Here is a 24,844-nt window from a genome sequence, read left to right as displayed (position 1 = left end):
TCCCGTCCTTCTTCGCCACCTCGTGCCCCTTCCGCCGCACCGCCCGTCCGTCCTCCCCGATCCTGCGACGGAACCCGGCCGCCCGCGAGTGCGCGCGACCGGGCGCCACCCTCAGCTCAGCACCAGGGGCCGGTCACCGCGAACGTCGTCCCCGGGGTGTAGCAGTTGACGTACATGGTTCCCCGGTCCGGGGAGAACGTGACGCCCGCGAACTCGCCCCACTCCGGCGCCTCGGGCGTGCCGATGTTCTGCGCGCCCCGGGCGAGCGCGTACACCTCGCCCCGCTCGCTCACCCCGAAGACGTGCTGCGCCCCCTCGCCGTCCTCGCAGACCATCAGGCCCCCGCTCGGCGCCAGACAGATGTTGTCCGGTGACTCGCCGGGGAGCTGGATGTCGGTGTCCGGTCCGAAGACGACGACGAGGGTGAGCCGGCGCCGGTGCGGCTCGTACTTCCAGACCTGGCCGAAGTGCGTCGCGCCGGAACCGTCCTTCACGCGGGCGAAGGAGGACACGAAGTACACGGCCCGGCCGCCCCAGTAGCAGCCCTCCAGCTTCTGGGCGTGCGTGATGCCCCGGGGACCGAAGTCCTGGAATCTGATAGGGGTCTCCGCCGCCTGCGGGTCCGGGACGGGGACCCACTCGATCCCCTCGAAGCGGGTGCCGGCCTCCTGGATCACGGAGAGGTCGGCGACGCCCGGGACCCGCATGGCCTCCAGGGCGCCGCCCGCGCGCAGCGAGCCCGTGCCGCCGAGCGGCCGGTGGGGGAGGAAGCGGTAGAAGAGGCCGAAGGGGCGATCGAAGGCGTCCTCCGTCTCGTAGACGATGCCGCTCGTCGGGTCGATCGCGATCGCCTCGTGCTGGAAGCGGCCCATGGCGGTGAGCGGGACGGCTCCGGTGCGGTGCGGGTCGGCTCCGTCGACCTCGAAGATGAAGCCGTGGTCCTTGGTGTAGCCGTTCGTCCCGGCCTTGTCCTCGGTCTCCTCGCAGGTCAGCCAGGTGCGCCAGGGGGTGGGCCCGCCCGCGCAGTTGACGGCCGTACCGGCGATGGCGACCCGCTCGCCGAGGACGTTGTTCCGGCCGTCGAGCTCCAGGGCCGTACAGCCGCCCTTGCCGGCCGGGTCGTACGTCAGGCCGGGGACGGTCGGGACGCCGATCTTGCCGGTGACCCGGTTCTCGTGGTTGCGGACGAGGTGCACCCGGCCGCGACGGCCGGCGAAGGCGCCCATGCCGTCGGGATTGCTGGGGACGAGACCCTCGCCGGAGCGGAGCGGATCGCCCTGCCGGGAGAGGACCTGGTAGCGGAAGCCGGCCGGGAGGTCGAGCAGGCCCGCGGGGTCGGGGACCAGGGGGCCGTAGCCGGCCCGTCCCGTGTGGCCGCCGGGCGCGGCGCTCGCGCTGCCGGCGAAGAGTTCGGAGAGGGCGCCGGTGAAGGCGATCCCGGCGGCGGTGGCGCCGGTGCGGGACAGGATCTGACGTCGAGTCGCGGACATGAGGCAACCCACTTTCCTGTTGGCGGACAGGCGTGCGATGTGACGTGTGACCCGCATGTGTGTACCACGCACTGTGGTGACACGTGAACCATGCGGGCCACAACTGCCTCATGTGGCGTGTGTTCTGACCGGGGGTCAGGAACCGGCGAGCTCGGCCGTGAGGGTGATCGTCGTGCCGGTGAGCGCCTGGCTGACCGGGCAGTTCTTCTTCGCGTCCTCGGCCAGCGCCTGGAACTGGTCCGCGTCCAGGCCGGGGACCTCGCCGCGCACGGTGAGGTGGATGCCGGTGATGCCCTCGCCCGGCTGGAAGGTGACGTCGGCCTTGGTCTCCAGGCGGGTCGGCGGGTTGCCCGCCTTGGCCAGGCCGTTGGAGAAGGCCATGGAGAAGCAGGAGGAGTGCGCGGCCGCGATGAGCTCCTCGGGGCTCGTCTTCCCGTTGGGCTCCTCGGTGCGGGCCGGCCAGGAGACGTCGTACGAGCCGAGACCGGAGGAGTCGAGGGTGACGACGCCGGAACCCTTGAGGAGGTCGCCCTGCCAGACGGTGTGGGCGTGACGCACGGTGGCCATGGTGGATCCCTTTCGATCGGGTACGGCCACCAACCTACTGCGCGACCAGCCCCTTGGCGTCGCGGGCGAGCGCGGTGAGCCGGGAGATCGCCCGGAAGTACTTCTTGCGGTATCCGCCGTTCAGCATCTCGTCGCTGAACAGCCGGTCGAAGGGCAGTCCGGAGGCGAGCACGGGTATCTCGCGGTCGTACAGCCGGTCGGCCAGGACGACGAGCCGCAGAGCCGTCGACTGGTCCGGGACGGGCTGCACGTCGGTGAGGCAGACCGCGGTGAGGTCGTCGGTGAGCGCGCCGTACCGGCTGGGGTGAACCCTGGCCAGGTGTTCGAGCAGGTGCGGGAAGTCGTCGAGGGAGGCGCCCGGCGTCGCGTACGCGGTCTCCGTGACGACCTGGTCGGAGTACGGGGACGGAGCCTCGGGCAGACCGCGGTGGCGGTAGTCCTCGCCGTCGATCCGCAGCGGCCGGAAGTGGGCCGAGAGGCCCTGGATCTCGCGCAGGAAGTCGGCGGCGGCGAAGCGGCCCTCGCCGAGCTTGCCGGGGAGCGTGTTGGAGGTGGCGGCGAGCGCCACGCCCGACTCGACCAGCTTGCCGAGCAGGCTGGAGACGAGGACGGTGTCGCCCGGGTCGTCGAGCTCGAACTCGTCGATGCAGAGGAGACGGTGCTCGCTGAGGGTCTTCACGGTCTGCTGGAAGCCCAGCGCGCCGACCAGGTTGGTCAGCTCGACGAAGGTGCCGAACGCCTTCAGCGCGGGCTCCGCGGGGGTCGCGTGCCAGAGCGAGGCGAGCAGGTGGGTCTTGCCGACGCCGTACCCGCCGTCCAGGTAGACCCCGCGCGGCCCGGTGGGGGCGGCCGGCTTCCGGGCGAACCAGCGGCGCTTCCCGGCGCCGGAGGCGTGCGCTCCGCCCAGGCCCTCGGCGAAGGAGCTCAGCGCCTTGACGGCGTCCGTCTGGCTGGGCTGGTTCGGGTCCGGGAGGTACGTGTCGAACCGTACGGAGTCGAAGCGCGGTGGCGGCACCATCTCCGCGACGAGTCGGTCGGCGGGGACGTGGGGCTCTCGGGAGCAGAGCGAGAGCGGGGCCGCTGGGGTGGATGCGGCTTCGGAGAGGGCACGGGTCGACACAGTTCCCCACTGTAAGCGCCATGTCAGACTCGAAGGATGCGACGCCTGTTCCCTGTGACGGACATGACAGCCCACGAGACCGATGCGGGAGCCGACCGGGAGTGGTCGCTCGACGAGCTCGCCGACGCCTACGCGTACCCGGAGCTCCCCGAGGGGGAGGGCGCCTGGCTGCGGGCCAACATGGTCTCCTCGCTCGACGGGGCGGGGCAGCACGACGGGCGCTCCCAGCCGCTCTCCTCCGACGCCGACATGCGGATCTTCGGCACCCTGCGGGGCCTCGCCGACGTGGTCGTCGTCGGTGCGGAAACGGTACGTCTGGAGGGATACCGCCCCGCACGCGCGCGTGAGGCCTTCGCGGCCCGCCGCGCCGCCGCCGGTCAGGGACCGGCCCCGGTGATCGCCGTGGTCAGCGCCTCGCTGAGCCTGGACTTCTCGCTTCCGCTCTTCACCGGGCCGCTGGTGCCGACCCTGATCCTCACGGGCGCCGCCGCGCCCGTCGAGCGGGTGCGGGCGGCGCGGGAGGCGGGCGCCGAGGTGCTGGTGGCGGGCGACGGTGCCGGGGTGGAGCCGGCCCGTGCGAAGGCGGTGCTCGCGGAGCGCGGGCTCAGGCGGCAGCTGACCGAGGGCGGGCCCCGGCTGCTCGGCCAGTTCGTGGCCGCGGAGGCACTCGACGAGCTGTGTCTGACGGTCTCGCCGACGATGACGGCGGGTGGCGCCCAGCGGATCGCCGGAGGCCCTCCGGTGGCCGTCCCGACACGCTTCGCCGTGGCTTCGCTGCTGGAGCAGGACGGCTTCCTCTTCACCCGCTACGGTCGGATCTGACAATCGGCGGAATTTGTCGTTCCGCTTTCCGTCCGCTGGGCACACTTACTGTCGCAGACCCCGTGCGGGCACGGGGAAGGATGGTTTCCGCAGAAGGGCTCCTGAGGTGTTCACAAGCGTTCTGATGATCGAGAAGCCCCTGACGTCCGTCGACGTGGAATTCGTCACCACCCTGCACGGCGACGAGGGCGTGTCCTTCATCGTTCTGATGCAGCCGCGTGGTGACCAGGCCGATGTACTGCTGCGTGCCATCGACGACGTAGCCATGGGCGAACTGAAGGAAGCCGCCCGCGAGGGCGACGAACCGGAGGGCAAGGAGGCCAGGCGCCCCGCCGAGCTGGCCCTGGAGCACTCGCTCCAGGCGCTGAGAGACGCCGGCTGCGAAGCGGTCGGCCAGGTCGTCGAGGACCACCCGCTCACCAAGATGAAGGCGGTGGTCGAGGAGTCGGAGGCGGACGAGGTGATCGTGCTGACCGCCCCGCACTACGTGGAGGAGTTCTTCCACCGTGACTGGGCCTCCCGGGCCCGCCACAAGGTAGGGGTACCCGTCCTCAAGCTCTTCGCCCACAGCGAGGAAGCGGCCGAGTAGCCGTACGGCCGTCCCGGTCCGCGCCCCGTGCAGGGGGCGCGGACACGGGCCGGGAACGGCCGGCCCGCCTCGTACCGGCCCCGCCGCCGCCCGCCGGGCCCACCCGGCCGGAGCCACTAGGCTGGGGTCTTCCACGCACGACGCACCCCGGGGAGAGATCCGCATGGCACCCGCCATCCCTGCCGCCATGGAACGGCCGCACTTCATCGGCATCGGCGGTGCCGGAATGTCGGGCATCGCGAAGATCCTCGCCCAGCGCGGCGCCAAGGTCGCCGGCAGTGACGCCAAGGACTCCGCGACCGCCCAGTCGCTGCGCGCCCTCGGCGCCACCGTGCACATCGGGCACGCCGCCGAGCACCTCGCCGACGACGCCTCCGCCGTCGTCGTCTCCAGCGCCATCCGCGCCGACAACCCCGAGCTGGCCCGCGCCGCCGAGCTCGGCATCCCCGTCGTCCACCGCTCCGACGCGCTCGCCTCCCTCATGGACGGCCTGCGCGCGATCGCCGTCGCCGGTACGCACGGCAAGACGACCACCACCTCCATGCTGGCCGTCGCGCTCACCGAGCTCGGCCTCGACCCCTCGTACGCCATCGGCGGCGACCTCGCGGGTCCCGGCACCAACGCGCTGCACGGCGACGGCGAGGTCTTCGTCGCCGAGGCCGACGAGAGCGACCGCAGCTTCCAGAAGTACGACCCCGAGGTCGCGATCGTCCTCAACGTCGAGCTGGACCACCACGCGAACTACGCCTCCATGGACGAGATCTACGAGTCCTTCGAGGCCTTCACGGCCAAGATCCGCCCCGGCGGCACCCTGGTCGTCGGCGAGCACGCGGGCGCCCGCGAGCTGGCCCGCCGCGTCGCGGACCGCGACGGTCTGAACATCGTCACGGTCGGCGAGACCGAGGACTCCGACGCCCGCATCCTGAAGATCGTCCCGAACGGGATGAAGAGCGAGGTGACGGTCGCCCTCGACGGCGCCGAGCACACCTTCACCGTCTCCGTGCCCGGCCGCCACTACGCGCACAACGCCGCCGCGGCCCTCGCCGCCGGCGCCCGCGTCGGCATCGACCCGGCCGAGCTCGCCCAGGCCCTCACCGCCTACACCGGCGTCGGCCGCCGCCTCCAGCTCAAGGGCGAGGCGAAGGGCGTCCAGGTCATCGACTCGTACGCGCACCACCCCACCGAGATGACCGCCGACCTGGAGGCCATGCGCGGCGCCGCCGGAGCCTCCCGCCTCCTGGTGGTCTTCCAGCCTCACCTCTTCTCCCGCACCCAGGAGCTGGGCAAGGAGATGGGCGACGCGCTGGCCCTCGCCGACGCGTCCGTCGTCCTCGACATCTACCCGGCCCGCGAGGACCCGATCCCGGGCATCACCAGCGAGCTGATCATCGCCGCCGCGCGCCAGGCCGGCGCCGACGTGACGCCCGTCCACGACAAGGCGACGGTGCCGCAGGTCGTGGCGGGAATGGCCGGACCCGGTGATCTCGTTCTCACCATGGGCGCGGGCGACGTCACGGACCTCGGCCCGCTGATCCTGGACCACCTGTCGAAGTAGCAGAGGGAGCGAGCTCATGGCGTACGACGTCGAGAAGCCGGACGAGCAGTGGCGTGCGGAGCTGACCCCGGCGGAGTACCAGGTGCTGCGCCAGGCGGGCACCGAGCCCGCGTTCCGGGGTGAGTACACGGACACCACCACCAAGGGCGTGTACTCCTGCCGGGCCTGTGGCGCGGAGCTGTTCACGTCGAACGAGAAGTTCGAGTCGCACTGCGGCTGGCCGTCCTTCTTCGACCCGAAGGACAGCTCCGCCGTCGAGCTGATCGAGGACCGCTCGCACGGCATGGTCCGCACCGAGGTCCGCTGCTCCCGCTGCGGCTCCCACCTGGGCCATGTCTTCGAGGGTGAGGGCTACCCCACCCCGACCGACCAGCGGTACTGCATCAACTCGATCTCGCTGCGGCTGGAGCCCGGCGAGAGCTGAGCTGTCGGGAAGGCGACGGCGGCAAGGGACGCTTCCCTTGCCGCCGTCGTGCTGTTCCGCCGGAGACGGCGGACGGGTCGGGGGGAGTCCATCACCGCCCACGCCCGTCAGGAGCTCCCTGTGCCCCGTCACGCCGCTCAGTGGACGGAGAAGCCGCCGTCCACGAACAGGGACTGGCCCGTCACGTACGCGGAGGACGCGCTCGCCAGGAAGACCGCCGCGCCCGCGAAGTCCTCGGCGAGACCGTTGCGGCCGACCATCGTGCGCGCCGCCAGCGCGGCCACCTTCTCCGGGTCGGAGGAGAGCCGCTCGTTGAGCGGGGTCATCACGAAGCCCGGGACCAGGGTGTTCGCGGTGACGCCGTACGGGGACCAGGCCTCCGCCTGCGAACGGGCCAGGGACTCCACGGCGCCCTTGGACACCCCGTACGCACCGCTCTGCACGAACGCGCGGTGCGCCTGCTGGGACGTGATGTGGATGATCCGCCCGAAGCCGCGCTCGGCCATGCCGGGCCCGAAACGCCGGCCGAGGAGGAAGGGGGCCTCCAGGTTCACCGTCATCGTGGTGTCCCAGACCTCGTCGGAGAGGTCGCCGAACGGCGGACGCAGGTTGATGCCCGCCGAGTTCACGAGGATGTCCGGCTCGCCGAAGACCGCCGCGGCCTGCTCGGCCCCGGCCTTGATCCCCTCGCGGGTGCTCAGGTCGGCGCTCACCCAGGCGGCCCGGCAGCCGTCGGCGGTCAGTTCGTCGACGGTCGCGACGAGCTCCGCCTCCTTGCGGGCCATCACGACCACGCTCGCCCCGGCGCGGGCCAGGGCTCCGGCGATGGCGCGCCCGATGCCGGAACTGCCGCCTGTGACGAGGGCGGTGCGGCCGTCCAGGGAGAAGAGGCCGGAGAGGTAACCGCCGGGCGTTGTGCTCATCTGGTACGTGCTCCTCGCGTCGTGCGTCCACCGGCCGCCCCGCGTGCGGTGGAGGGCCGGTACACGCATCCTGTCAGACGCGGCTCAGCCCAGTTCGGCGAGGAACTCCGTCCAGGTGGCAGGGGAGAGGGCGAGCTGGGGGCCGGCGGGGTTCTTGGAGTCGCGGACGTGAATGGTGGAGGGGCAGGTGGCGATCTCGACGCAGTCGCCGTCGCCGCCGCTGCTATAGCTGGACTTGTGCCAGGCGAGGGCGACTTCGACGCAGTTGTCGCCGTCGCCACCGCTGTAGCTGCTCTTGAACCAGACCAGGTCTGTGGTGCTCATGTTGCTCCTCGCATCTCCCGCAACAGGCTCACGGACTCCTCGAAGGACAGACCCTGTGCCCGCATCCTGGCATACCGCTTCTGGAGGATGCCGACCTCTTTGGGGTCGGGGATGAGGTGGGCGGCGCGCCGGCCCTCGCAGTAGGCGTACCACTTGTTTTCCGCAGTCTCCAGGAGCTGCACCGGACCGTCGAGACCTGCGTGATGTCCCCTTGCCTGCGGCATGATCTGGAGATCGATGTTGCGTCGTGCGCGATGAAGCTGTAGATCGTGTGGGGGTGGTCCGTCAGCAGCTTCTTCCGCTCCACGCGTGCGACGAGCTTCGACTCGATCTCCTCGTCCCCCAAGGCCGGGACCTGCTTCTCGAACAGCGTCTTCGCATAAGCCGGCGTCTGCAGCAGCCCCGGCACCAGCCGGTTCTCGTACGTGTAGAGCGTCGCTGCCTGCAGCTCCAGCTTCGCCCACTGCCGGAACCACTTCGCAAGCCCCGGCTTCCGCGCCACATGCTTGGCCGCGCCCCTGATCGCCCCGAACGCGTCGAGCACCTCCTCCGACCGGTTCACGAAGGCCATCGGCGGTAAACGCCGGCCCTGTTCGATCGAGGCGACCGTCGGTACCGAGTACCCCACCATCGGCGCGAAGCGCTCCTGCGTCAGCCCCGCCCGCCTCCGGAAGGTTGACCACCTCCCCGAAGGCCGTCAGGCTGTCCGACGCCTCCGGTTCGCTGCCGCCGTTGACCTCGTCCGGAACCTCATCCATCACCCCGGCCGCCTCCCGCACCCGTGCGCTCGCGTTGAACGCACCCATGCTCACGGGTAGTCACCGGTACCGTCCAGAGCGTGAACCCGTACGCTGTCGGAGCGTACGGGTTTCTGACCTGGCAACCCGCCCCCCGCGGCGCCACATTGGCCCCATGACCTCCCCCATGACCCGCGAAGCCGCCGTCACCGTACGTGTGTTCACCCAGCGCTTCAGCTCCACCCCACGCGGCGCGCGCCTCGCCCGTCGTCTCTCGCTCCACCAGCTCGACCGCTGGAACATCCCGTACGGCTCCGAATCCTCCGACGCCGCCGCGCTCCTCGTCGCCGAGCTCGCCGCCAACGCCGTCACCCATGGCCGTGTCCCCGGGCGGGACTTCGAGCTGACCCTCTCGTACGCGCCCGGGCTGCGGCTGCGGAAGACCGTACGGGCCGAGCTCGACCTCGGCTCCTGACGTACCTTGATCGGGAGGAACCGACAAAGGGGGTGGACGACTTGGGCGCCGAGACGAACGAGGGCAAGGCAGTTCTGGGGCCACGGGTGGCGGTCGTGTTCGCGCTGGTGCTCACACTGCTGCTGGCGGCCCTGTCGGGCCTCGTGATGCATCCGGCGGCCCAGCACCTGCGCTCCCTCCAGGACGGTCGGCAGGCCGAGGCCACGCTGGTCGCGGCCGGCTCGGGATGCTTCCTGGGGGGATGCGAGGTCAGGTTCGAGGCCGAGGGGCGGACCGTGGTGGCGAACCTTCCGGTGGGGAGCGGTCACGGGGAGAACGTGGCCGGTGAACGGCTGACCGTCCGGTACCGGGAGGACGATCCGCAGGTGGTCGCCTCTCAGGACGATGTCGGTGGCGGTGGTCCGGCCGTGGCCACCGTCATGTTCGGCGCCGGTGCCGTGCTCTTCCTGCTGGTGTTCGTATGGTCGGCGGTCCACCTGGCGCGGCAGCGGCGCGCCGTTCCCGAGGGCCGGCCGAGGAGCGGAGCCTGAGCGGGTGTCCGGTCCGTGGGGTCGCCACGGACCGGACACCCCTCACTCAGTCGGCCCGGCCCCGGGGCGCGGGGGCGTAACCCGCCGGGCGGGTCGTGAAGGTGCCCCGGCCCTGGGTGCGGCCGCGCAGGCGGGACGCGTAGCCGAAGAGTTCGGCCAGCGGCACCGTCGCCTCCACCACCGCCGTACCGGAGCGGGTCGTCTGGTCCGTGACCCGGCCGCGGCGGGCCGCGAGGTCGCCGAGGACCGAGCCGACGGACTCCGCGGGGACGGTGACCGTCACGTCGGTCACCGGCTCCAGGAGCGTCATCACACTCGCGCGGAGCGCCTCGCGCAGCGCGAACCGGCCCGCCGTGCGGAACGCCATCTCCGAGGAGTCCTTCGGATGCGTGGCGCCGTCCGTGAGCGTGACCCGGACGCCCGTCACCGGGTGGCCGCCGAGGGGACCCTCGACGAGGGCGTCCCGGCAGCCGGCCTCGACCGCGCGGACGTACTCCTGCGGGACCCGGCCGCCCGTGACCGTCGACGTGAACGCGAACTCCGCGTCCTCGGTGTCCGCGAGCGGTGCGACGTCGATGACGACATGGGCGAACTGGCCCGCGCCGCCGTCCTGTTTGACATGACGGTGGAGCAGCCCGGTGACGCCCTTCGCCACCGTCTCCCGGTACGCGACCTGCGGACGGCCGACCGTGACCTCAAGGCCCCGGTCGCGGCGCAGCTTCTCCACCGCGACCTCCAGGTGTAGTTCGCCCAGACCCGACAGGACGGTCTGGCCGGTCTCCGGGTCGGACCGCACGACGAGCGACGGGTCCTCCTCGGAGAGCCGGGCGAGGGCCGTCGCCAGGCGGCCGGTGTCCGTGCTCCGGCGCGCCTCGACCGCGACCGAGACCACCGGGTCGGCGGTCGTCGGCGATTCGAGGACGATCGGAGCGTCCTGGGCGCACAGGGTCGACCCGGCGCGGGCGCCCTTCGGGCCCACGACGGCGACGATGTCCCCGGCGCGCGCCACGTCGACCTCGGTCGCGCGGTCGGCCTGGACCCGCAGGATGCGGGCGATCCGCTCGGTGCGGCCGCTGACGGCGTCGAGCACGGTGTCCCCCTTTCCGATCGTGCCCGCGTAGACGCGGACGTACGTCATCCGGCCGGTGGCCGTCGCGCTCACCTTGAACGCGAGCGCGGTGAACGGCGCCTCCGGGTCCGCCGGCACCTCGCCGCGGACCGGCGGCATGTCCGACGGCGCCGGGAGGTACGCGACGACGGCGTCGAGCAGCGGCTCGACACCCCGGTTGCGGTACGCCGAGCCGCAGAGCACGACCACGGCCTCGCCGGTGAGGGTGAGGTCGCGGAGCGCGCCCGTGAGGGTCTCCGCCGAGAGCGTGCCCTCGCCGCAGAACTCCTCAAGGGCGCCCGGATGCAGCTCCGCCACGGTCTCCTCAAGGCCTCGCCTGCGGTGCCGGGCCTCGTCCCCGAGCTCGTCGGGGATCGGTTCGTCGGTGTACGTGTCGGCGCCGTCGGCCCACACGTACGCCCGCATCCCGACCAGGTCCACGACGCCGGTGAAGCCGTCCTCGCGCCCGATGGGCAGCTGGACGGGCAGCGGGACGGTGCCGAGACGGGTACGGATCGACTCCACGGCGGTGTCGAGCTCCGCGCCCGCGCGGTCCAGCTTGTTGACGAACGCGATGCGCGGGACGCCGTGCCGGTCGGCCTGCCGCCACACGGTCTCGCTCTGCGGCTCGACGCCCGCGACGGCGTCGAAGACGGCGACGGCACCGTCGAGGACGCGCAGCGAGCGCTCGACCTCGTCGGAGAAGTCGACGTGCCCCGGGGTGTCGATGAGGTTGATCCGGTGTCCGGCCCAGTCGCAGCTGACGGCCGCGGCGAAGATCGTGATGCCGCGGTCGCGCTCCTGCGGGTCGAAGTCGGTGACGGTGGTGCCGTCGTGGACCTCGCCGCGCTTGTGGGTGGCGCCCGTGAGGTACAGGAACCGCTCGGTGACGGTGGTCTTGCCGGCGTCGACGTGGGCGAGGATGCCGAGGTTGCGGACGCGGTCGATGAGGTGGGTACGCACGGTGTCGTGCCTTTCGCTGCTGCTGGATGAAGACAGGGCAGCGCGATTCCCGTACGCGGGCCGTCAGAGGGACGGCGGGAACGTCACGGGTCGGCGATGGCGGGCGCGCAGCCGCCACCGGCCGGAGCGAGAGGCGAGGATCACGTCGTACCGGGCACGGGCGGACGACACGGCGGCGGCGTTACGGCAACGCACGGTCGTCTCCCCTCGGTCGGACGCCTGGCGGCACATCGGTCGATGCGCCGCGAGACGTGAGTGTAGGGAGGGGGAGCGGAGAGGCGACAGCGGATTTCCGGGACCCGGGGGCGGTGGCCGGTGTGCGTCGCCCCTTGCTGTGGTAGCCAACTACCGGCCAGAGAAGGCGAATTGGCCGTATCTCGTCTGCCTCGCGACGCGACCCCGGCGCTTAATGGTGCTCCCGCACGGTGCGGGTGGGAGTGACGAGAACACGGGGGACGTATGGATGTCACAGGAAGCACAGGAGGTCCGCCGCCGGGTCCGCCGCCCGCGCTGCCGCCGGGTCCGCCGTCCGGTCCCCCGGGTCCGCCGCCCGCGCCGCCGCCGGGACCGCCGCCCGGTCCCCCGGGTCCGCCGTCCGGTCCCCCGGAGCCGCCGGACTCGCCGCCACTGGATCTTCGTGGTGGTCGCGTCCTGCGCCTCCGGGTCAGCCGCCGGATGCTGTGGGTGGGTGCGGCGGCCTTCCCGCTGCACAACATCACCCGCGTCGAGGCCTACAAGAAACAACCCGACCGGGGTGCGGCCGTCCTGCGCTTCCTCAAGTGGTTCGCCGTGGCCGTGGTGGTCTACGCCGTGGTCGATGCGGGGAGCGGCCGCAGGGCCGGTGCCGAGGCCAACAACCCGGTCATGATCATCGTCCTGATCGTGCTGGCCGTCTACCTCCTCAGGGAGCTGTTCGAGAAGCCGAAGCCGGTGCTGGACATCGAGATGTCCAGCGGTTCCACCGTGGCCGTGACCCTGCCGAGCGTGGACGAACTGCGGGACATCGCCGGACGGATCGCCCGCGCGATCGACAACCCGGCCGCCGAGTTCAGCACGGTCGTGCAGCAGATCAACAGCAACACGAACAACTACGGTCCGGTCGTCAACATGAACGGCGGCCGGAACAACAGGGGGATCAACCTGTGAGCGGCGACACGACGAACAACTACGGCCCCGTGGTCAACATGAACGACGGCCAGGGCAACGTCGGCATCAACTACGGAACCGTCGGCGGCGCCCCGGACGACCGCCTCCGCGCCGCCGTCGACGAACTCACCCGCCTCCTCCAGGGCCTGCGGCCCCACCTCACCCCGGAGCAGGCGCGGACCGTCGACGAGGCGCTGCCCGAACTCACCCCCGACCGCGCCGCCCTGCGGCAGCGCGGCCTCGTCCTGGCGTCGGTCGCACAGATCGCCGCCGCCGTCGGCACCGTGGGCCAGCCCGTCGTGGACGCGGTGGGTCAGCTGATCGCCCTGCTGGGGTAGGGCCCCCTACGCGGCCGGGTCCGCCGGCTGGAGGAGGTCCCAGCGGTTGCCGTACAGGTCTTCGAAGACGGCGACCGAGCCGTAGGGCTCGTGCCGCGGCTCCTCCAGGAACTTGACGCCCGCCTCCGACATCCGCGCGTGGTCGCGGGCGAAGTCCTCGGTGTGGAGGAAGAAGCCGACCCGGCCGCCCGTCTGGTTGCCGACGGAGGCCTCCTCGGCGTCGTTCTTGGCGCGGGCCAGGAGCAGGCCCGCGTTCCCGAGGCCGCCGACCCCGGCCGCGCCGCGCGGGCGGACGACGACCCACCGGTTGCCGCCGCCCCGGTCGGTGTCCTCGACCAGGTCGAAGCCGAGGGCGTCGGTGTAGAAGGCGATGGCCTCGTCGTAGTCACGGACGACAAGGGTCACAAGTGCGATGGACGGCATTACCCCAACGTAATACGTGGAAGCGGCAGGAATCTACCCGCGTCAACCCGTGTCGACCCGGGCGCGACCCTTGCCGTGGGGAGGGTCCGGACGAGGGTCCGGAGAGGGCCGGGCGAGGGTCGGGGCGGGGGCGAGGGTCGGGGCGGGGGCCGGGGGAGGGAAGCCGCGGCGGGCGCACACTGGGCCGCGCCCGCACCCGGTGCGAGAATGCCCCGCATGGACGCGCAGCAGTTCGACCGCCTCGCCGCTCGGGCGCGGGCCCTCGCCGAGCGCCCCGGGGACGGCCGCCCGCCCCGCCGCATCCTCGGGCTCGCCGGCGCGCCCGGCGCCGGGAAGTCCACCCTCGCCGCCCGGCTCGTCGCCCGCCTCGACGGGCTCGCCGTCCTCGTCCCCATGGACGGCTTCCATCTCGCCCAGGCCGAACTGGAACGCCTCGGCCGATCCGGCAGGAAGGGCGCGCCCGACACCTTCGACGCCGCCGGGTACCTCGCGCTCCTCGCCCGGCTGCGCGCCCCCGCCCCCGGCACCACGGTCTACGCCCCCGCCTTCGACCGCGGCCTGGAGGAGCCGATCGCCGGGGCGATACCCGTCGGCCCCGAGATCCCGCTGGTCGTCACCGAGGGCAACTACCTGCTGCACGACGAGGGCGCCTGGGCCGGTGTCCTGCCGCTCCTCGACGAGGCCTGGTACCTCGACCTGGACGCCCGGCGCCGCGTCCCCCGCCTCGTCGAGCGCCATGTCCGCTTCGGCAAGGACCGGGCCCGCGCCGAACGCTGGGTCCAGGACTCGGACGAGGCGAACGCCCGCCTGGTCGCCCCCGGCCGCGACCGCGCCCACCTCGTGGTGCCGATGGCCTGAAGCGGGCCCAGGGGCGGTCCCGCCGGTCAGCCCGCCGCGTGCCGCGCCGCCGCCGCCGCGAGCGCCCGGATCAGCGGGTGCGGGCGGGTGCCGTCGCCGGCCAGTTCCGGCTGGAAGAGGGTCGCCAGGAAGAAGGGGTGCGAGGGGAGTTCGGCGATGCGGATGCCGCCCTCCTCGTCCGTGCCCGTGAACCGCATGCCATGCGCCCGCAGGGTGTCCAGATGGCGACCGTCGGGGCCGTAGTTGCAGTGGTAGTGCTCGGTGGTCCGCTCCGCGCCGATGGCCTGCTCGGCGAGCGAGCCGGGGGTGATCCGTACGACTCCCTCGTGGCCCACCAGCGAGCAGGCGAGGGGCGCGATCAGCAGGTCGCCGACGTCCGCCGACGGGTCGTTCTCCGCGTGCGCCGCGCTCGTCAGGCCGCAGACGTCCCGCGCGTACTCCAGGAGCGCGTGCTGGAAGCCGCCGCAGGTGCCGAGGAACGGGATGCCGTCCTCGCGGGCCGTGCGGATCGCGGCCAGCGTCCCCGCCTCGCTCGCGTACGGGCTGCCCGGGAGCACCCACACCGCGTCGAAGTCCTTCACCGCGCCGGGTGTCTCCGCGTCCCCGGTCGGGATCCAGTACGCGTCGAGGGCGAGGCCGTCGCGCTCGGCGAGGGCGTCGAGGAGGACCGGGATACGGACGTGGGAGCGGACGTGCGGGGAGCGGTCGCCGACCAGGGCGATCCGAGGGGTGTGGGGGAGGGTGTGCGTGCTGTTCATGGGGACCATCCTTGGCGCCGCCGCCCGTTCACGTCCAACGATGATCACTGCACTGTCCATCACGAACGCTTATACCGGGCTGGATAGGGTGGCCGTATGACCACCGATCAGGAACACGCCCACTGGGAGCACCGCGTCGCCGCCCTCTGGGAGCGGCTCGACACGTACGAGCCCGCCGACTTCCGCGCCCGAGTCGCCGCCCTCGCCGCCGAGCGCCCCGAGGACGACCCGGCCGCCCTCTTCGAGCGCGGCGCCGCCCACGACTCCACCGGAGAGCCGGAGGAGGCCGTGCGCCTCTACCGGCGGGCCCTCGACCAGGGCCTCACCGGACTCCGCCGACGGCGGGCCGTCATCCAGCTCGCCAGCAGCCTGCGCAACCTCGGCCGCCCCGACCGCAGCGTCGAACTCCTCACCGCCGAGCGCGCGATCCCCGCCGCCGAGCTCGACGCCGACGAGACCGCGCTGTCCGGCGCCGTCGACGCCTTCCTCGCCCTCGCCCTCGCCGACACCGGCCGCGACCGCGAGGCCGCCGCCCTCGCCCTCGGCGCCCTCGCACCCCTGCTGCCCCGCTACAACCGCTCCCTCGCCCACTACGCGCAGGCCCTCCTCACCGCCCCCGACGGATCCTGACGGGCCCGGCGCGTATCCCCATGGACCCGCACCTCCTCCGTACGTACGTCACCGTCGCCCGGCTCGCCTCCTTCTCCGAGGCCGCCCGCGAACTCGGCTACACCCAGTCCGCCGTCTCCCAGCACATCGCCGCCCTGGAGGCCGACCTCGCGCTGCCGCTGCTCACCCGCCGGCCGGTCGCCCCGACCCCGGCCGGGGAGCGGCTCCTCGAACACGCCGGTGCGCTGCTGCTCCGGCTCGACGCGGCCCGCGCCGACCTCGACCGGTTCGCGGCCGCGCCCCGCGCCACCCTGAGCGTCGCCGCCTCCCCGCTCGCCCTGCACGCCCGTACCCTCGCCGCGCTGCCCGCCACCGGAGTCACCCTGCGGGCCCTGCCCCGAGAGGCGGTGCCCGCCGCCGTCGCCACCGGCGAGGCCGACGCCGGGCTCGTCGACGGCATCGCCGCCCCCAGCGACCCGCTGCGGCTGCCCGACGTCGCCCCGCTCGCCGCGACCGGCGTCGCCGAGGAACCGCTCGCCGTCGTCCTGCCCGCGGCCCATCCTCTCGCCGGACGCCCCGGGCTCCGCCTCGACGACCTGGTCGACGCCCGCTGGCTCGACGCGCCCGCCGCCGGCCTCCCCCTCGACGGGCTGCGGGGCGCCCACGGCGGGCCGGCCGGGCGGGGCTTCCGTACCGCCCTGCGCTACGAGGGCACCGACACCCGCACCCTCGCCGCGCTGGCCGCCGCCGGGCACGGCCTCGCCCTGCTGCCCGCGCCGGTCGCGGCGGACGTCTCCGGCGCCGTCGCCGTCCCCCTGGTCGCACCGCGGCTCGTCCACCGCACCGAACTCCTCCTCCCGGCCGGCTCGCGGGCCGAACCCACCGGCCCGGTGGCCGAGTTCACCCGACGGCTCCAGAGCTGACACCGGCAGTCGCTACCCTGTGCGCAACGGCGACGGAAGGCGGGCGGGCGTGGGGTGGCTGCGACGAGGACCCAGGCGGGACGGCGACGACGCACCGAGGGACCCCGAGTTCGCGTACTTCTCACAGCGTGAGGCCGCGCTGTTCCGCGGCCGCGTCCGGGAGACCTTCGCCGAGCTCGGCCTGGAGGTCAGCGTCTACGCCGACCATGTCGTCGACGACAAGGGCCGCCGCTTCGGCCTCGGCAACCTCGCCGCCGTCTGCCACCAGGACCGGCGCGGCCCCCGCGTCTGGCCCGGCATGATCGACCGCCACATCGGTCTGGTCGTCCGCGCCATGGACGGCCCGTCCGCGCTCGACACCCTGCCGCCCGAGCAGATCCGCTCCCAGCTGTACCCCCGGGTCGTCAGCGGGGACGGCATCGACGCCGCCGCCTTCGGGTACGCGCGGACCGTCGCCCCCGGCCTGTACGAGATCCTCGCCCTCGACCTGCCCGAGAGCGTCATGATGCTCACCGACGACGCGCTCGAACGGCTCGGCGACCACGCCCAGCTGCGCGACCGGGCCCTGCGCAATCTGCGCGGGCTGCCCGTCGAGGAGCACGAGACCGTCCGCGACGCCGACGGCATGTGCTTCGAGCTCATCCTCGGCGACTCCTTCTACACCGCGAGCCGCGTCCTCGACCTGGAGGGCGTGGCCCGGCGGGTCACCGGGCTGCCGCTCGGCGAGCACGGCGCCCTGGTCGCGATGCCGTTCCGGCACCAGCTCGCCTTCCACCCCATCCGCGACACCTCGATCATCCCGGCCCTCGGCGCGATGGCCTCCTTCGCCGCCTCCGGGTACGAGGACACACCGGGCGCCATCAGCCCGTACGTCTTCTGGTGGCGCGGCGGCACCCTCACCCAGCTCAGCGAGCACGACGAGGAACGGGGGGACCTGCGGATCGTCGTCGGCGACGACTTCCAGGAACTCCTGGAGCGGCTCATCGCCCAGGGCCCGGACCTCCGCTGAGCGGTCGCGGCCCCGGGCGTCGCCCGGCAGGATGCTGTACGTCCAGGACGCAGCGGAGCCGAGAAGGAGACCCCATGTCGAGCACCCCCGCCCCCGAAGCGGCCGAGGAGCACGGCGAGACCCCCGTCCCGTTCACCGCGGACGACTACCGGGCCCGGATGGCACGCGCCGCCGAGTCCGCCGCCGACGCCGGACTCGCGGGCGTGATCGTCGCCCCGGGCCCCGACCTCGTCTACCTCACCGGCTACCAGCCCACCGCGATCACCGAGCGGCTCACCGCCCTCGTCATCGCCCCCGGACAGGAACCGGTCCTCGTCGTCCCGACCCTGGAGGCCCCCGACGCCGAGAAGGCCGCCGGAGCCGCCGCGCTCACCCTCCGGGACTGGACCGACGGCAAGGACCCCTACGCCGTCACCGCGCCGCTCCTCGACGTCGACGGCAGGTTCGGCGTCAGCGACAACGCCTGGGCCATGCACCTCCTCGGCCTCCAGAAGGCCCTCCCCGGGACCTCCTACGTCTCCCTCACCGAGGCCCTGCCGATGCTCCGCGGCGTCAAGGACGCCCACGAGCTGGCCCGGATCGCGGCCGCCGGGGCCGCCGCCGACCGGGCGTACGGCGAGATCCTGGAGGTCCGGTTCGCCGGCCGCAGGGAGACCGACGTCGCCGCCGACCTGGCCGCGCTGCTGCTGCGCTTCGGGCACTCGCAGGTGGACTTCACCGTCGTCGGCTCGGGTCCCAACGGCGCCAACCCGCACCACGAGGCCGGTGACCGGGTCATCGAGCGCGGCGACATGGTCGTCCTCGACTTCGGCGGCCTCAAGCACGGGTACGGCTCCGACACCACCCGTACCGTCCACGTCGGCGAACCCACCGACGAGGAGCGGCGCGTCCACGACCTCGTACGGGAGGCCCAGCAGGCCGGCTTCGAGGCGGTACGGCCCGGGGTCGCCTGCCAGGAGGTCGACCGGGCGGCCCGCAAGGTCATCACGGACGCCGGGTACGGCGAGTACTTCATCCACCGCACCGGCCACGGCATCGGCGTCACCACCCACGAACCGCCCTACATGATCGAGGGCGAGGAGCTCCCGATCGTGCCGGGCATGTGCTTCTCCATCGAGCCCGGCGTCTATCTGCCGGGCCGCTTCGGCGTCCGCATCGAGGACATCGTGACGGCGACGGAGGACGGTGCGGGGCGCCGCTTCAACAACACCCCGCACGAGATGGCGATCGTGGAGTAGTCGCGTCCAGGGGGCGGCTCAGCCGTCCGTCAGGACGACCGCCGACTCGCCGGGGAGCCGCAGGACCCCGTCCACCGCCGGGGTCTCGACCGGCTCCCACGACGCCAGGACCTGGTCGCGGCCGTTGGAGCCGAGCGGGATCGCCGCCGGCTCCCCGCCCAGGTTGACCGCCACCCGCAGGACCCCGCGCCGGAAGACCAGCCAGCGGGCCTCCTCGTCGAAGGCCACCTTCACGCCCGCCAGGTCCGGATCCGTCAGGTCGGGCAGGGTGCGGCGCAGCGCGATGAGCTGGCGGTACCAGGCGAGCAGCCGCTTGTGCGGGTCCCGCTCCCGCTCGGCCCGGTCGAGGACCGAACGGTCACGGGTGGCGGCCTCCTGAGGGTCGGGGACCTCGTTCTCGTCCCAGCCGTGCTCCGCGAACTCCCGCCGCCTGCCCCGCCGGACGGCCTCCGCGAGCTCCGGGTCGGTGTGGTCGGTGAAGTACTGCCAGGGCGTGGTCGCCCCCCACTCCTCGCCCATGAAGAGCATCGGCACCGAGGGGCCGGTGAGGACGAGGGTCGCCGCGCAGGCCAGCAGACCGGGGGAGAGGGAGGCCGAGAGACGGTCGCCCAGGGCCCGGTTGCCGATCTGGTCGTGGGTCTGCGCGTACCCGAGGAAGCGGTGGGCGGGGGTGCGCTCGCGGTCCACCGGACGCCCGTGACGCCGGCCCCGGAACGCCGAGTACGTGCCGTCGTGGAAGAAGACGTGGGTGAGCGTCTTCGCGAGCGCGGCCATCGGGGCGCGCGCGAAGTCCGCGTAGTAGCCCTGGGATTCGCCGGTCAGGGCGGTGTGCAGGGAGTGGTGGAAGTCGTCGTTCCACTGGGCGTGGATCCCGATGCCGCCGAGCGCGCGCGGGGTGGTCGTGCGCGGGTCGGCGAGATCCGACTCGGCGATCAGGAAGTGCGGGCGGCCCTGCTCCTTCGCCAGCTCGTCGACGGCCGCCGACAGCTCCTCCAGGAAGGTCAGCGCCCGGGTGTCGGCGAGCGCGTGCACGGCGTCGAGCCGCAGGCCGTCGATCCGGTAGTCCCGCAGCCAGGCGAGCGCGCTGCCCCGGAAGTACGCCCGGACCTCGTCCGAGCCCGGCGCGTCCAGGTTCACCGCCGCGCCCCACGGCGTGTGGTGGGTCTCCGTGAAGTACGGGCCGAAGAACGGGAGATGGTTGCCGTCGGGTCCCAGGTGGTTGTGCACCACGTCCAGGACCACGCCCATGCCGAGCCCGTGCGCCGCGTCCACGAACCGCTTCAGCGCCGCGGGGCCGCCGTACGGCTCGTGCACCGCCCACGGCGCCACCCCGTCGTACCCCCAGCCCCGCACCCCGGGGAACGGACACAGCGGCATCAGCTCCACATGGGTGACGCCGAGGCCCGCGAGCTCCCCGAGGCGCGCCGCCGCCGCGTCCAGGGTCCCCTCCGGGGTGAAGGTGCCGAGGTGCAGCTCGTACAGGACGCCGCCGCGGAGCCGCAGCCGCGGGGACTCGTTCCGCCAGGCGTACGCGGAGTGGTCGACGACCGCGCTCAGCCCGTCGGGCCCGTCGGGCTGGCGGCGGGAGCGCGGGTCGGGCAGCAGGTGCCCTCCGTCGAGCGAGAAGCCGTACCGGTCGCCGTCCTCCGCGGGTACGACCCCCGTCCACCAGCCGTCGCGCTCCGCGTCCCGCTCCAGGGGATGCGCGGAGCCGTTCAGCTCCAGCGTCACCCCGTCACGGGCGTTCGGCGCCCACACCTCGAAGAGCACGGAAATCCCCTCGTCGACGGACCAGCCGCTCCACGACTGACTACCGCGACCATCCTGGCAGTCAGGAACCCGCCACGCCCGGTGTGTCCCACACGTAGTTGATGGCCCGCTCGAAGGTGATGTAGCCCGCACGGGCGAACGCCGCCGCCATCGGTACGTTGCCCAGGTCCGTCGCCGCCCGGATCCGGGGGACGTCGGCGGCGGCCAGGACGCGCGTGCCCTCCGCCAGGATGGCGTCGATGTGGCCGTGGCCGCGGTGCGCGGGCAGGACGCCGATGTACGCGATCGTGTGGTGGTAGTTGTTCCGCGCGGGGACGACGAAGCCGACCGGCTCGCCCGTCTCCGGCAGCTGGGCAACCCGCCACCACTCCCGCGGCGAGGAGTAGTGCGCGAACTCCTCGTCGTAGTGCAGCTCCGCGGCCTCGCGGGCCGACAGGCCGGAGGCGAGATCGGCCTGCCCGTGCGCGTCGAGCGTGCCCTCCATGACGGGCGTCATCAGCGCGACGAGGTCCTCGCGGTCCCGCACCGGGCGGAACTCCAGACGTCCCTTCGGCTCCGGCACGGGAGTGCCGGGCCGCCACTCCAGGCGCAGCCGCTCGACGAGCGGACGGGCCCCCGTGGCCACCAGGGCGCCGAAGACGGACTCCAGGAGCGACCGGGTCTCCGGCACCTCACGCCAGTCCGCCGGCATGAAGCGGCCGAACTCCGGGCGCCGCGTGCCCGCCGGGATCACGGCGGCCGTGGCGGTCTCCAGGAGCCGCAGGCCGATCTCGGCGCGCTCCGCCTCCGAGAGCTCCGGGGCGAGGTCGAAGAAGTCGAGCGCCTGCGGGGCGCCGCCGGCCGCGTTCGTCCACCAGGAGAGCCGGCCGAGGAGCCGGTCGCCGTCGAGGGCGACCCACATCCACTCGGGGACGCGGCGGCCGGTGGCGAGGTCGTCGGCGAGCTCGTGGTCGAGCGAGTAGGTGAGGCGGAGGAACAGGTCGAGTTCCTCGGGCCCGGCGAGCGGACGGATGACGAGATCGTGCGCGCCGGTGGTGCTGGCGGTGCTGGTCTTTCCGACGGTGCTGGTGGTGCTGGCGGTGCTTGAAGAAGACGTGGTCACGTCGTGTTTCCCCCTGGGGATCCGTGCTGTGGAGACGGCAGACCGTAACAGCGATCACCGACGACGGGGTACGGGGTTTCCCCGCCGGGAGGCCCTTCTGGACACTGCGGCCCCGACGGACGGACAATCACAGATGTGACGACCCCTTTCGAGCTTCCGGCGAACACCCCTCGGCTGACCGACGCCGAGCGGGACCGCGCGCTGGTGCTGCTCCGTGAGGGCGCCGCTCAGGGCCGCCTCTCGCACGACACGTTCGTCTACCGGATGGAGCGCGCGCTCCAGGCCCGGCGCCCCGACGAACTCGCCCTGCTCACCGCCGACCTGAGGACCGAGGGCACCTGGACCCGCCGGGTGATGGGCGCGGTCGAGCGGATGTCCGCGTTCACGGTCAAGCTGGGACGCGCCTGGTCCGCGGAGCGCCTGCCGAAACTCCTGCTGCCCCTGCCCGGCCCGCACCCCCTGCGCATCGGCCGCGACCCGGTCAACGGCCTCCGCCTCAGCCACGAGACGGCCTCCCGGCTGCACGCAGAACTGTCGATGCAGAGCGGCATGTGGATCCTCCGCGACCTCGGCTCGACGAACGGCACGACGGTCAACGGCCGCCGGGTCACCGGAGCGGTGGTCGTACGGTCGGGCGACGTCGTCGGCTTCGGCCAGATGTCGTTCCGGCTGTCGCACGGGTAGGCCCCGTCCGGAGCCCAGCGGCGCGACCTTCTACGCTCTCGGCATGCAGCGGAACGATGTCACCCGGGGCGACGGCACCTGGGCGGGCCTGTCACTCGACGTGCGGGACCGCGACCAGCCCGGGCTGTGCGTGTTCAGTGCCGGGCAGCAGTTGCTGATCTCCCAGCGGGCGCGGCCGGTTCTGCTCGCCGTCGTCGACGAACACCTCGACGGCGTGGACTTCTGGCGCACCGACGCGTACCGCTCCGTCGTCCCGCCCCTGCGCGCCGATACGGCGCGCGCCCTGGCGGGCAGCCCGGAACGGTGGGCCCATCACATCGCCCGGTACCTCGACGAATCGCAGGGAAGTCCGCTGCACGAGGGCCGATGGCTGCTCTCATGCGACAGCCCGCTCCCGCGATGGCGCCACGCCGACACCTCGCACGCCGAGCACTGGAGCTCGATGCTCGTCGACGGCCATCCGGACGGCTACATCGAGTGGTTCCTCCATTCTCATGCGTGGGAGGTCCTTCCGCTCCGGCCGATGCCCGCCTCCGACGACAGCCGGGTCAAGGCGTACCGCAAGCAGGCCCGGGAAGGGACGCTCCCACCCGTGCTGCTGTGGTGGGTCAGCGGCCTGGACTGCCATCTGATCCTGGACGGTCACGCGCGGCTCGCCGCGGCGATCGCCGAATCCGTCGACCCTCCGGTGCTGCAGCTGCAGCGCACGGTGCCGCGTGACGACCTGGCCGCACGCACCCAGGAGGCCGCGGAGTTCTACGAGGACGAACTGGCACGCTTCGCGGAGCTCCGCGCCGTCCACGGTCCCACCGTCCCCGACGGCGCCGCCACCGCCGGCCCGCAGCTGGCCCGTCTCCTCCACGACCTGAACACGAAGCAACAGCTCACCTGGGCCTGGCCGCTGCCCGGTGGGGAGGCCGAGTGGCAGAGCATCCGCCGGGAGGTGACCGCCGGCCAGGAGTGGCCCGCGGGCTGAGCTCCGGGGGAGCCCACCCCGGCCCCGTGGAGCCGTGCCGCCCCGTCCGGCCGCCTCGGCGGCGTTCACCCGTTCGGCGGCATGCGGCGGGCGGTGCGGCGCGGGCGGTGATGGGCTGGGGGGACGCGCGCCACGATCTCCGGCCGCGGCACCCACCGCCGATCGACAGGGGGCGCGATGAGCCACGAGCAGAACCGCGAGCCGGGCCGAGGCAAAGGGAACGACCGGCCGGAGGCGCAGCCCGGGGATCCCTGGACCCGGCTGCCGTCCATGGCACCCGCGACGCCCCCGGCCGGCGGCCGGGCGGGCGAGGGTGTGAGCGCCGTGGTGCCGGGCGGCCTCGCGCCGCTGGCGGCGCCCGTGCGGACCGTGCCCGGCGGCGGCGTCCCGCCCGGGGCCCGGGTCGTCGCGCCGAGCCCCCTCGACCCCGGTGCCTCGCGCGACCCGCACGGGATCCACCGGACCCTGCGCGAGGAGTTCCCGCTCACGTACGACCCGCTGCTGCGGGCCTGGGTGCTCAGTCGGTACGCGGACGTGGCCACCGCCCTCACCGACCGCCGTTTCACGCACGGGCACCGGCCCGGCGACCCGCCGTGCGCGCGGGCCCACGTCGACGTCGACGTGGCCGCCCTCCGCTCGGTCACCGAGCGGACGGCGTACGTCCTGGCCCGCCGGATCGCCGAGCGGCCCCAGGCCGACCTGGTCGCCGATTTCTGCCACTGGCTCCCCGCCGGAACCGTCGCCGCCGCCGTCGGCGTGCCCTACCGCGACATGATGCGGCTGGTACGCGGCCGGGCCGCCGGAGCCCTCGCCGGGGAGTGCGGCGGCCAGATCGCCGTACGGGAGAAGGCCCTCGCCTCCTTCCTCGGCAACGTCCTCTCGGACCCGGACCAGGTCGCCGCCCTGCGCGACGCCCCCGCCGGCCTCGTGAGCCGGGCCTGGGCGGAGTCGCTGCGCCGTGACCCGCCCGTGCAGATCGCCGTGCGCCGTACCGCCGCCGAGGTCCCGGTCAGCGGCGGCGTCCTCCCCGCGGGCGCGTCCGTCGCCCTGCTCGTCGGCTCGGCCGGCCGCGACCCGGAGCGCTTCCGCGAGCCCGACCGCTTCGACCCGCTCCGCGACGACCCGGGCCAGCTCACCTACGGCAGCGGCTTCTGCCCGGCCGTGATCCTGGCCGGACTGGAGGCCGAGTACGCCCTGCGGGCGCTGTTCGCGGCCATGCCCCGGCTCCGCCTCGCCGACGGCTTCCGGCCGGTGTGGGCCGGTCTCATCACCCGGGCGCCGCGGACCCTGATCGTCCGTCCCGGGGGCTGAACCCGGAGGGGGAGAGGTGGCCGTCCCCCGCTGCTAGGGTGACGTGCGCTCGTCAAGAGCGCCTATTTCTGT

The 24,844-nt window shown here is 73.2% G+C and carries 25 protein-coding genes and 2 pseudogenes; 16 read left to right on the top strand and 11 right to left on the bottom strand.

Annotated elements, in window-relative coordinates; genetic code table 11:
* Positions 1-116: 116 nt before the first annotated feature.
* From ACIP8Z_RS28945 to zapE, 3 genes are all read right to left on the bottom strand, one after another.
* Positions 117-1,490 (bottom strand): alkaline phosphatase PhoX, encoded by a 1,374-nt coding sequence (locus ACIP8Z_RS28945; protein WP_402088550.1) that lies wholly within the window; start codon positions 1,488-1,490, stop codon positions 117-119.
* A gap of 135 nt (positions 1,491-1,625) precedes the next feature.
* Positions 1,626-2,057 carry an OsmC family protein gene (locus ACIP8Z_RS28940; RefSeq protein WP_319322032.1) on the bottom strand — a complete coding sequence of 144 codons (432 nt, stop codon included), beginning with the start codon at positions 2,055-2,057 and terminating at the stop codon, positions 1,626-1,628.
* 34 nt (positions 2,058-2,091) lie between these two features.
* Positions 2,092-3,177 (bottom strand): cell division protein ZapE, encoded by a 1,086-nt coding sequence (gene zapE / locus ACIP8Z_RS28935; RefSeq protein ID WP_402088547.1) that lies wholly within the window; start codon positions 3,175-3,177, stop codon positions 2,092-2,094.
* 36 nt (positions 3,178-3,213) lie between these two features.
* Here zapE and ACIP8Z_RS28930 point away from each other — a divergent pair, with 36 nt between their 5' ends.
* The 4 genes from ACIP8Z_RS28930 to msrB all read left to right on the top strand — a co-directional run bounded on the left by ACIP8Z_RS28930 (position 3,214) and on the right by msrB (position 6,567).
* A complete protein-coding gene (locus ACIP8Z_RS28930; protein WP_402088544.1) occupies positions 3,214-3,999 on the top strand; it encodes a pyrimidine reductase family protein in 786 nt (261 codons plus the stop codon).
* Between the two features lie 106 nt (positions 4,000-4,105).
* Positions 4,106-4,588: an indole-3-glycerol phosphate synthase gene (locus ACIP8Z_RS28925; protein ID WP_402088541.1), complete on the top strand. Its 483-nt coding sequence runs from the start codon at positions 4,106-4,108 to the stop codon at positions 4,586-4,588.
* 163 nt (positions 4,589-4,751) lie between these two features.
* Complete coding sequence (gene murC, locus ACIP8Z_RS28920) at positions 4,752-6,143, top strand: UDP-N-acetylmuramate--L-alanine ligase (RefSeq protein ID WP_402088538.1); 1,392 nt, start codon at positions 4,752-4,754, stop codon at positions 6,141-6,143.
* Positions 6,144-6,159: 16 nt separating this feature from the next.
* Positions 6,160-6,567, top strand: a complete 408-nt coding sequence (gene msrB, locus ACIP8Z_RS28915; RefSeq protein ID WP_319322016.1) for a peptide-methionine (R)-S-oxide reductase MsrB — start codon at positions 6,160-6,162, stop codon at positions 6,565-6,567.
* Positions 6,568-6,704: 137 nt separating this feature from the next.
* On the opposite strand, the gene ACIP8Z_RS28910 is transcribed toward msrB, so the two are convergent.
* From ACIP8Z_RS28910 to ACIP8Z_RS28900, 3 genes and pseudogenes are all read right to left on the bottom strand, one after another.
* Entirely contained in the window at positions 6,705-7,490 is a 786-nt protein-coding gene (locus ACIP8Z_RS28910; RefSeq protein ID WP_402088535.1) for an SDR family NAD(P)-dependent oxidoreductase, read from the bottom strand.
* A gap of 84 nt (positions 7,491-7,574) precedes the next feature.
* Positions 7,575-7,814, bottom strand: a complete 240-nt coding sequence (locus ACIP8Z_RS28905) for a DUF397 domain-containing protein (protein ID WP_402088532.1) — start codon at positions 7,812-7,814, stop codon at positions 7,575-7,577.
* Positions 7,811-8,572 (bottom strand): annotated as a pseudogene (locus ACIP8Z_RS28900) (Scr1 family TA system antitoxin-like transcriptional regulator). Before ACIP8Z_RS28900 ends, ACIP8Z_RS28905 begins: the two are co-directional and overlap by 4 nt.
* 154 nt (positions 8,573-8,726) lie before the next feature.
* Here ACIP8Z_RS28900 and ACIP8Z_RS28895 point away from each other — a divergent pair.
* Positions 8,727-8,978 (top strand): annotated as a pseudogene (locus ACIP8Z_RS28895) (ATP-binding protein); the annotation flags it as partial.
* A gap of 80 nt (positions 8,979-9,058) precedes the next feature.
* Complete coding sequence (locus ACIP8Z_RS28890) at positions 9,059-9,556, top strand: DUF3592 domain-containing protein (protein ID WP_402088529.1); 498 nt, start codon at positions 9,059-9,061, stop codon at positions 9,554-9,556.
* Positions 9,557-9,602: 46 nt separating this feature from the next.
* Here ACIP8Z_RS28890 and fusA read toward each other — a convergent pair whose 3' ends face one another.
* Complete coding sequence (gene fusA / locus ACIP8Z_RS28885; protein ID WP_402088526.1) at positions 9,603-11,627, bottom strand: elongation factor G; 2,025 nt, start codon at positions 11,625-11,627, stop codon at positions 9,603-9,605.
* A 627-nt stretch (positions 11,628-12,254) separates the two neighbouring features.
* Here fusA and ACIP8Z_RS28880 point away from each other — a divergent pair.
* Together ACIP8Z_RS28880 and ACIP8Z_RS28875 are read left to right on the top strand one after the other, a co-directional pair.
* A complete protein-coding gene (locus ACIP8Z_RS28880) occupies positions 12,255-12,773 on the top strand; it encodes a DUF6232 family protein (protein WP_402088889.1) in 519 nt (172 codons plus the stop codon).
* The gene (locus tag ACIP8Z_RS28875; protein WP_402088523.1) at positions 12,770-13,111 is read left to right on the top strand and encodes a hypothetical protein; all 342 of its coding nucleotides are present in this window, start codon (positions 12,770-12,772) and stop codon (positions 13,109-13,111) included. Before ACIP8Z_RS28880 ends, ACIP8Z_RS28875 begins: the two co-directional genes overlap by 4 nt.
* Positions 13,112-13,117: 6 nt before the next feature.
* On the opposite strand, the gene ACIP8Z_RS28870 is transcribed toward ACIP8Z_RS28875, so the two are convergent.
* Entirely contained in the window at positions 13,118-13,534 is a 417-nt protein-coding gene (locus tag ACIP8Z_RS28870) for a VOC family protein (RefSeq protein ID WP_402088520.1), read from the bottom strand.
* A gap of 207 nt (positions 13,535-13,741) precedes the next feature.
* Between ACIP8Z_RS28870 and ACIP8Z_RS28865 the strand changes: the two genes are divergently transcribed.
* Complete coding sequence (locus tag ACIP8Z_RS28865; protein ID WP_402088517.1) at positions 13,742-14,392, top strand: nucleoside/nucleotide kinase family protein; 651 nt, start codon at positions 13,742-13,744, stop codon at positions 14,390-14,392.
* A gap of 26 nt (positions 14,393-14,418) precedes the next feature.
* Here the strand turns inward: ACIP8Z_RS28865 and ACIP8Z_RS28860 are convergent, their stop codons facing one another.
* Entirely contained in the window at positions 14,419-15,150 is a 732-nt protein-coding gene (locus tag ACIP8Z_RS28860) for a hypothetical protein (RefSeq protein WP_402088514.1), read from the bottom strand.
* Positions 15,151-15,246: 96 nt separating this feature from the next.
* On the opposite strand from ACIP8Z_RS28860, the gene ACIP8Z_RS28855 reads away from it, so the two are divergent.
* The 4 genes from ACIP8Z_RS28855 to ACIP8Z_RS28840 all read left to right on the top strand — a co-directional run bounded on the left by ACIP8Z_RS28855 (position 15,247) and on the right by ACIP8Z_RS28840 (position 18,929).
* Entirely contained in the window at positions 15,247-15,780 is a 534-nt protein-coding gene (locus tag ACIP8Z_RS28855; RefSeq protein WP_319321982.1) for a tetratricopeptide repeat protein, read from the top strand.
* 20 nt (positions 15,781-15,800) lie between these two features.
* Complete coding sequence (locus ACIP8Z_RS28850) at positions 15,801-16,682, top strand: LysR family transcriptional regulator (RefSeq protein WP_402088511.1); 882 nt, start codon at positions 15,801-15,803, stop codon at positions 16,680-16,682.
* A gap of 49 nt (positions 16,683-16,731) precedes the next feature.
* Positions 16,732-17,691 (top strand): hypothetical protein, encoded by a 960-nt coding sequence (locus ACIP8Z_RS28845; protein WP_402088508.1) that lies wholly within the window; start codon positions 16,732-16,734, stop codon positions 17,689-17,691.
* A gap of 74 nt (positions 17,692-17,765) precedes the next feature.
* Entirely contained in the window at positions 17,766-18,929 is a 1,164-nt protein-coding gene (locus ACIP8Z_RS28840) for an aminopeptidase P family protein (protein WP_402088505.1), read from the top strand.
* An 18-nt stretch (positions 18,930-18,947) separates the two neighbouring features.
* On the opposite strand, the gene treZ is transcribed toward ACIP8Z_RS28840, so the two are convergent.
* Together treZ and ACIP8Z_RS28830 are read right to left on the bottom strand one after the other, a co-directional pair.
* Entirely contained in the window at positions 18,948-20,699 is a 1,752-nt protein-coding gene (gene treZ / locus ACIP8Z_RS28835; protein ID WP_402088502.1) for a malto-oligosyltrehalose trehalohydrolase, read from the bottom strand.
* 61 nt (positions 20,700-20,760) lie between these two features.
* The gene (locus ACIP8Z_RS28830; RefSeq protein WP_402088887.1) at positions 20,761-21,678 is read right to left on the bottom strand and encodes a GNAT family N-acetyltransferase; all 918 of its coding nucleotides are present in this window, start codon (positions 21,676-21,678) and stop codon (positions 20,761-20,763) included.
* A 258-nt stretch (positions 21,679-21,936) separates the two neighbouring features.
* On the opposite strand from ACIP8Z_RS28830, the gene ACIP8Z_RS28825 reads away from it, so the two are divergent.
* The 3 genes from ACIP8Z_RS28825 (at position 21,937) to ACIP8Z_RS28815 (ending at position 24,772) form a co-directional block, all read left to right on the top strand.
* Positions 21,937-22,485: an FHA domain-containing protein gene (locus tag ACIP8Z_RS28825; protein ID WP_402088499.1), complete on the top strand. Its 549-nt coding sequence runs from the start codon at positions 21,937-21,939 to the stop codon at positions 22,483-22,485.
* A gap of 43 nt (positions 22,486-22,528) precedes the next feature.
* A complete protein-coding gene (locus tag ACIP8Z_RS28820) occupies positions 22,529-23,461 on the top strand; it encodes a hypothetical protein (RefSeq protein WP_402088496.1) in 933 nt (310 codons plus the stop codon).
* Between the two features lie 177 nt (positions 23,462-23,638).
* Complete coding sequence (locus ACIP8Z_RS28815) at positions 23,639-24,772, top strand: cytochrome P450 (RefSeq protein WP_402088493.1); 1,134 nt, start codon at positions 23,639-23,641, stop codon at positions 24,770-24,772.
* Positions 24,773-24,844 lie beyond the last annotated feature (72 nt).

It is taken from the genome of Streptomyces sp. NPDC088553 (assembly GCF_044752965.1).
In the GTDB taxonomy this organism is placed as follows: Bacteria; Actinomycetota; Actinomycetes; order Streptomycetales; family Streptomycetaceae; genus Streptomyces.
Note: the sequence above shows the minus strand (reverse complement) of the source record. Positions and strands in the feature narration are given on the sequence as shown.

Bases quoted from the DNA above. Each gene is read 5' to 3' on its own strand.
- ACIP8Z_RS28945 (WP_402088550.1), bottom strand. From the start codon at position 1,490: ATGTCCGCGACTCGACGTCAGATCCTGTCCCGCACCGGCGCCACCGCC.
- ACIP8Z_RS28940 (WP_319322032.1), bottom strand. From the start codon at position 2,057: ATGGCCACCGTGCGTCACGCCCACACCGTCTGGCAGGGCGACCTCCTC.
- ACIP8Z_RS28930 (WP_402088544.1), top strand. From the start codon at position 3,214: ATGCGACGCCTGTTCCCTGTGACGGACATGACAGCCCACGAGACCGAT.
- murC (WP_402088538.1), top strand. From the start codon at position 4,752: ATGGCACCCGCCATCCCTGCCGCCATGGAACGGCCGCACTTCATCGGC.
- msrB (WP_319322016.1), top strand. From the start codon at position 6,160: ATGGCGTACGACGTCGAGAAGCCGGACGAGCAGTGGCGTGCGGAGCTG.
- ACIP8Z_RS28910 (WP_402088535.1), bottom strand. From the start codon at position 7,490: ATGAGCACAACGCCCGGCGGTTACCTCTCCGGCCTCTTCTCCCTGGAC.
- ACIP8Z_RS28905 (WP_402088532.1), bottom strand. From the start codon at position 7,814: ATGAGCACCACAGACCTGGTCTGGTTCAAGAGCAGCTACAGCGGTGGC.
- ACIP8Z_RS28870 (WP_402088520.1), bottom strand. From the start codon at position 13,534: ATGCCGTCCATCGCACTTGTGACCCTTGTCGTCCGTGACTACGACGAG.
- ACIP8Z_RS28865 (WP_402088517.1), top strand. From the start codon at position 13,742: ATGCCCCGCATGGACGCGCAGCAGTTCGACCGCCTCGCCGCTCGGGCG.
- ACIP8Z_RS28860 (WP_402088514.1), bottom strand. From the start codon at position 15,150: ATGAACAGCACGCACACCCTCCCCCACACCCCTCGGATCGCCCTGGTC.
- ACIP8Z_RS28855 (WP_319321982.1), top strand. From the start codon at position 15,247: ATGACCACCGATCAGGAACACGCCCACTGGGAGCACCGCGTCGCCGCC.
- ACIP8Z_RS28850 (WP_402088511.1), top strand. From the start codon at position 15,801: ATGGACCCGCACCTCCTCCGTACGTACGTCACCGTCGCCCGGCTCGCC.
- ACIP8Z_RS28840 (WP_402088505.1), top strand. From the start codon at position 17,766: ATGTCGAGCACCCCCGCCCCCGAAGCGGCCGAGGAGCACGGCGAGACC.
- ACIP8Z_RS28820 (WP_402088496.1), top strand. From the start codon at position 22,529: ATGCAGCGGAACGATGTCACCCGGGGCGACGGCACCTGGGCGGGCCTG.
- ACIP8Z_RS28815 (WP_402088493.1), top strand. From the start codon at position 23,639: ATGAGCCACGAGCAGAACCGCGAGCCGGGCCGAGGCAAAGGGAACGAC.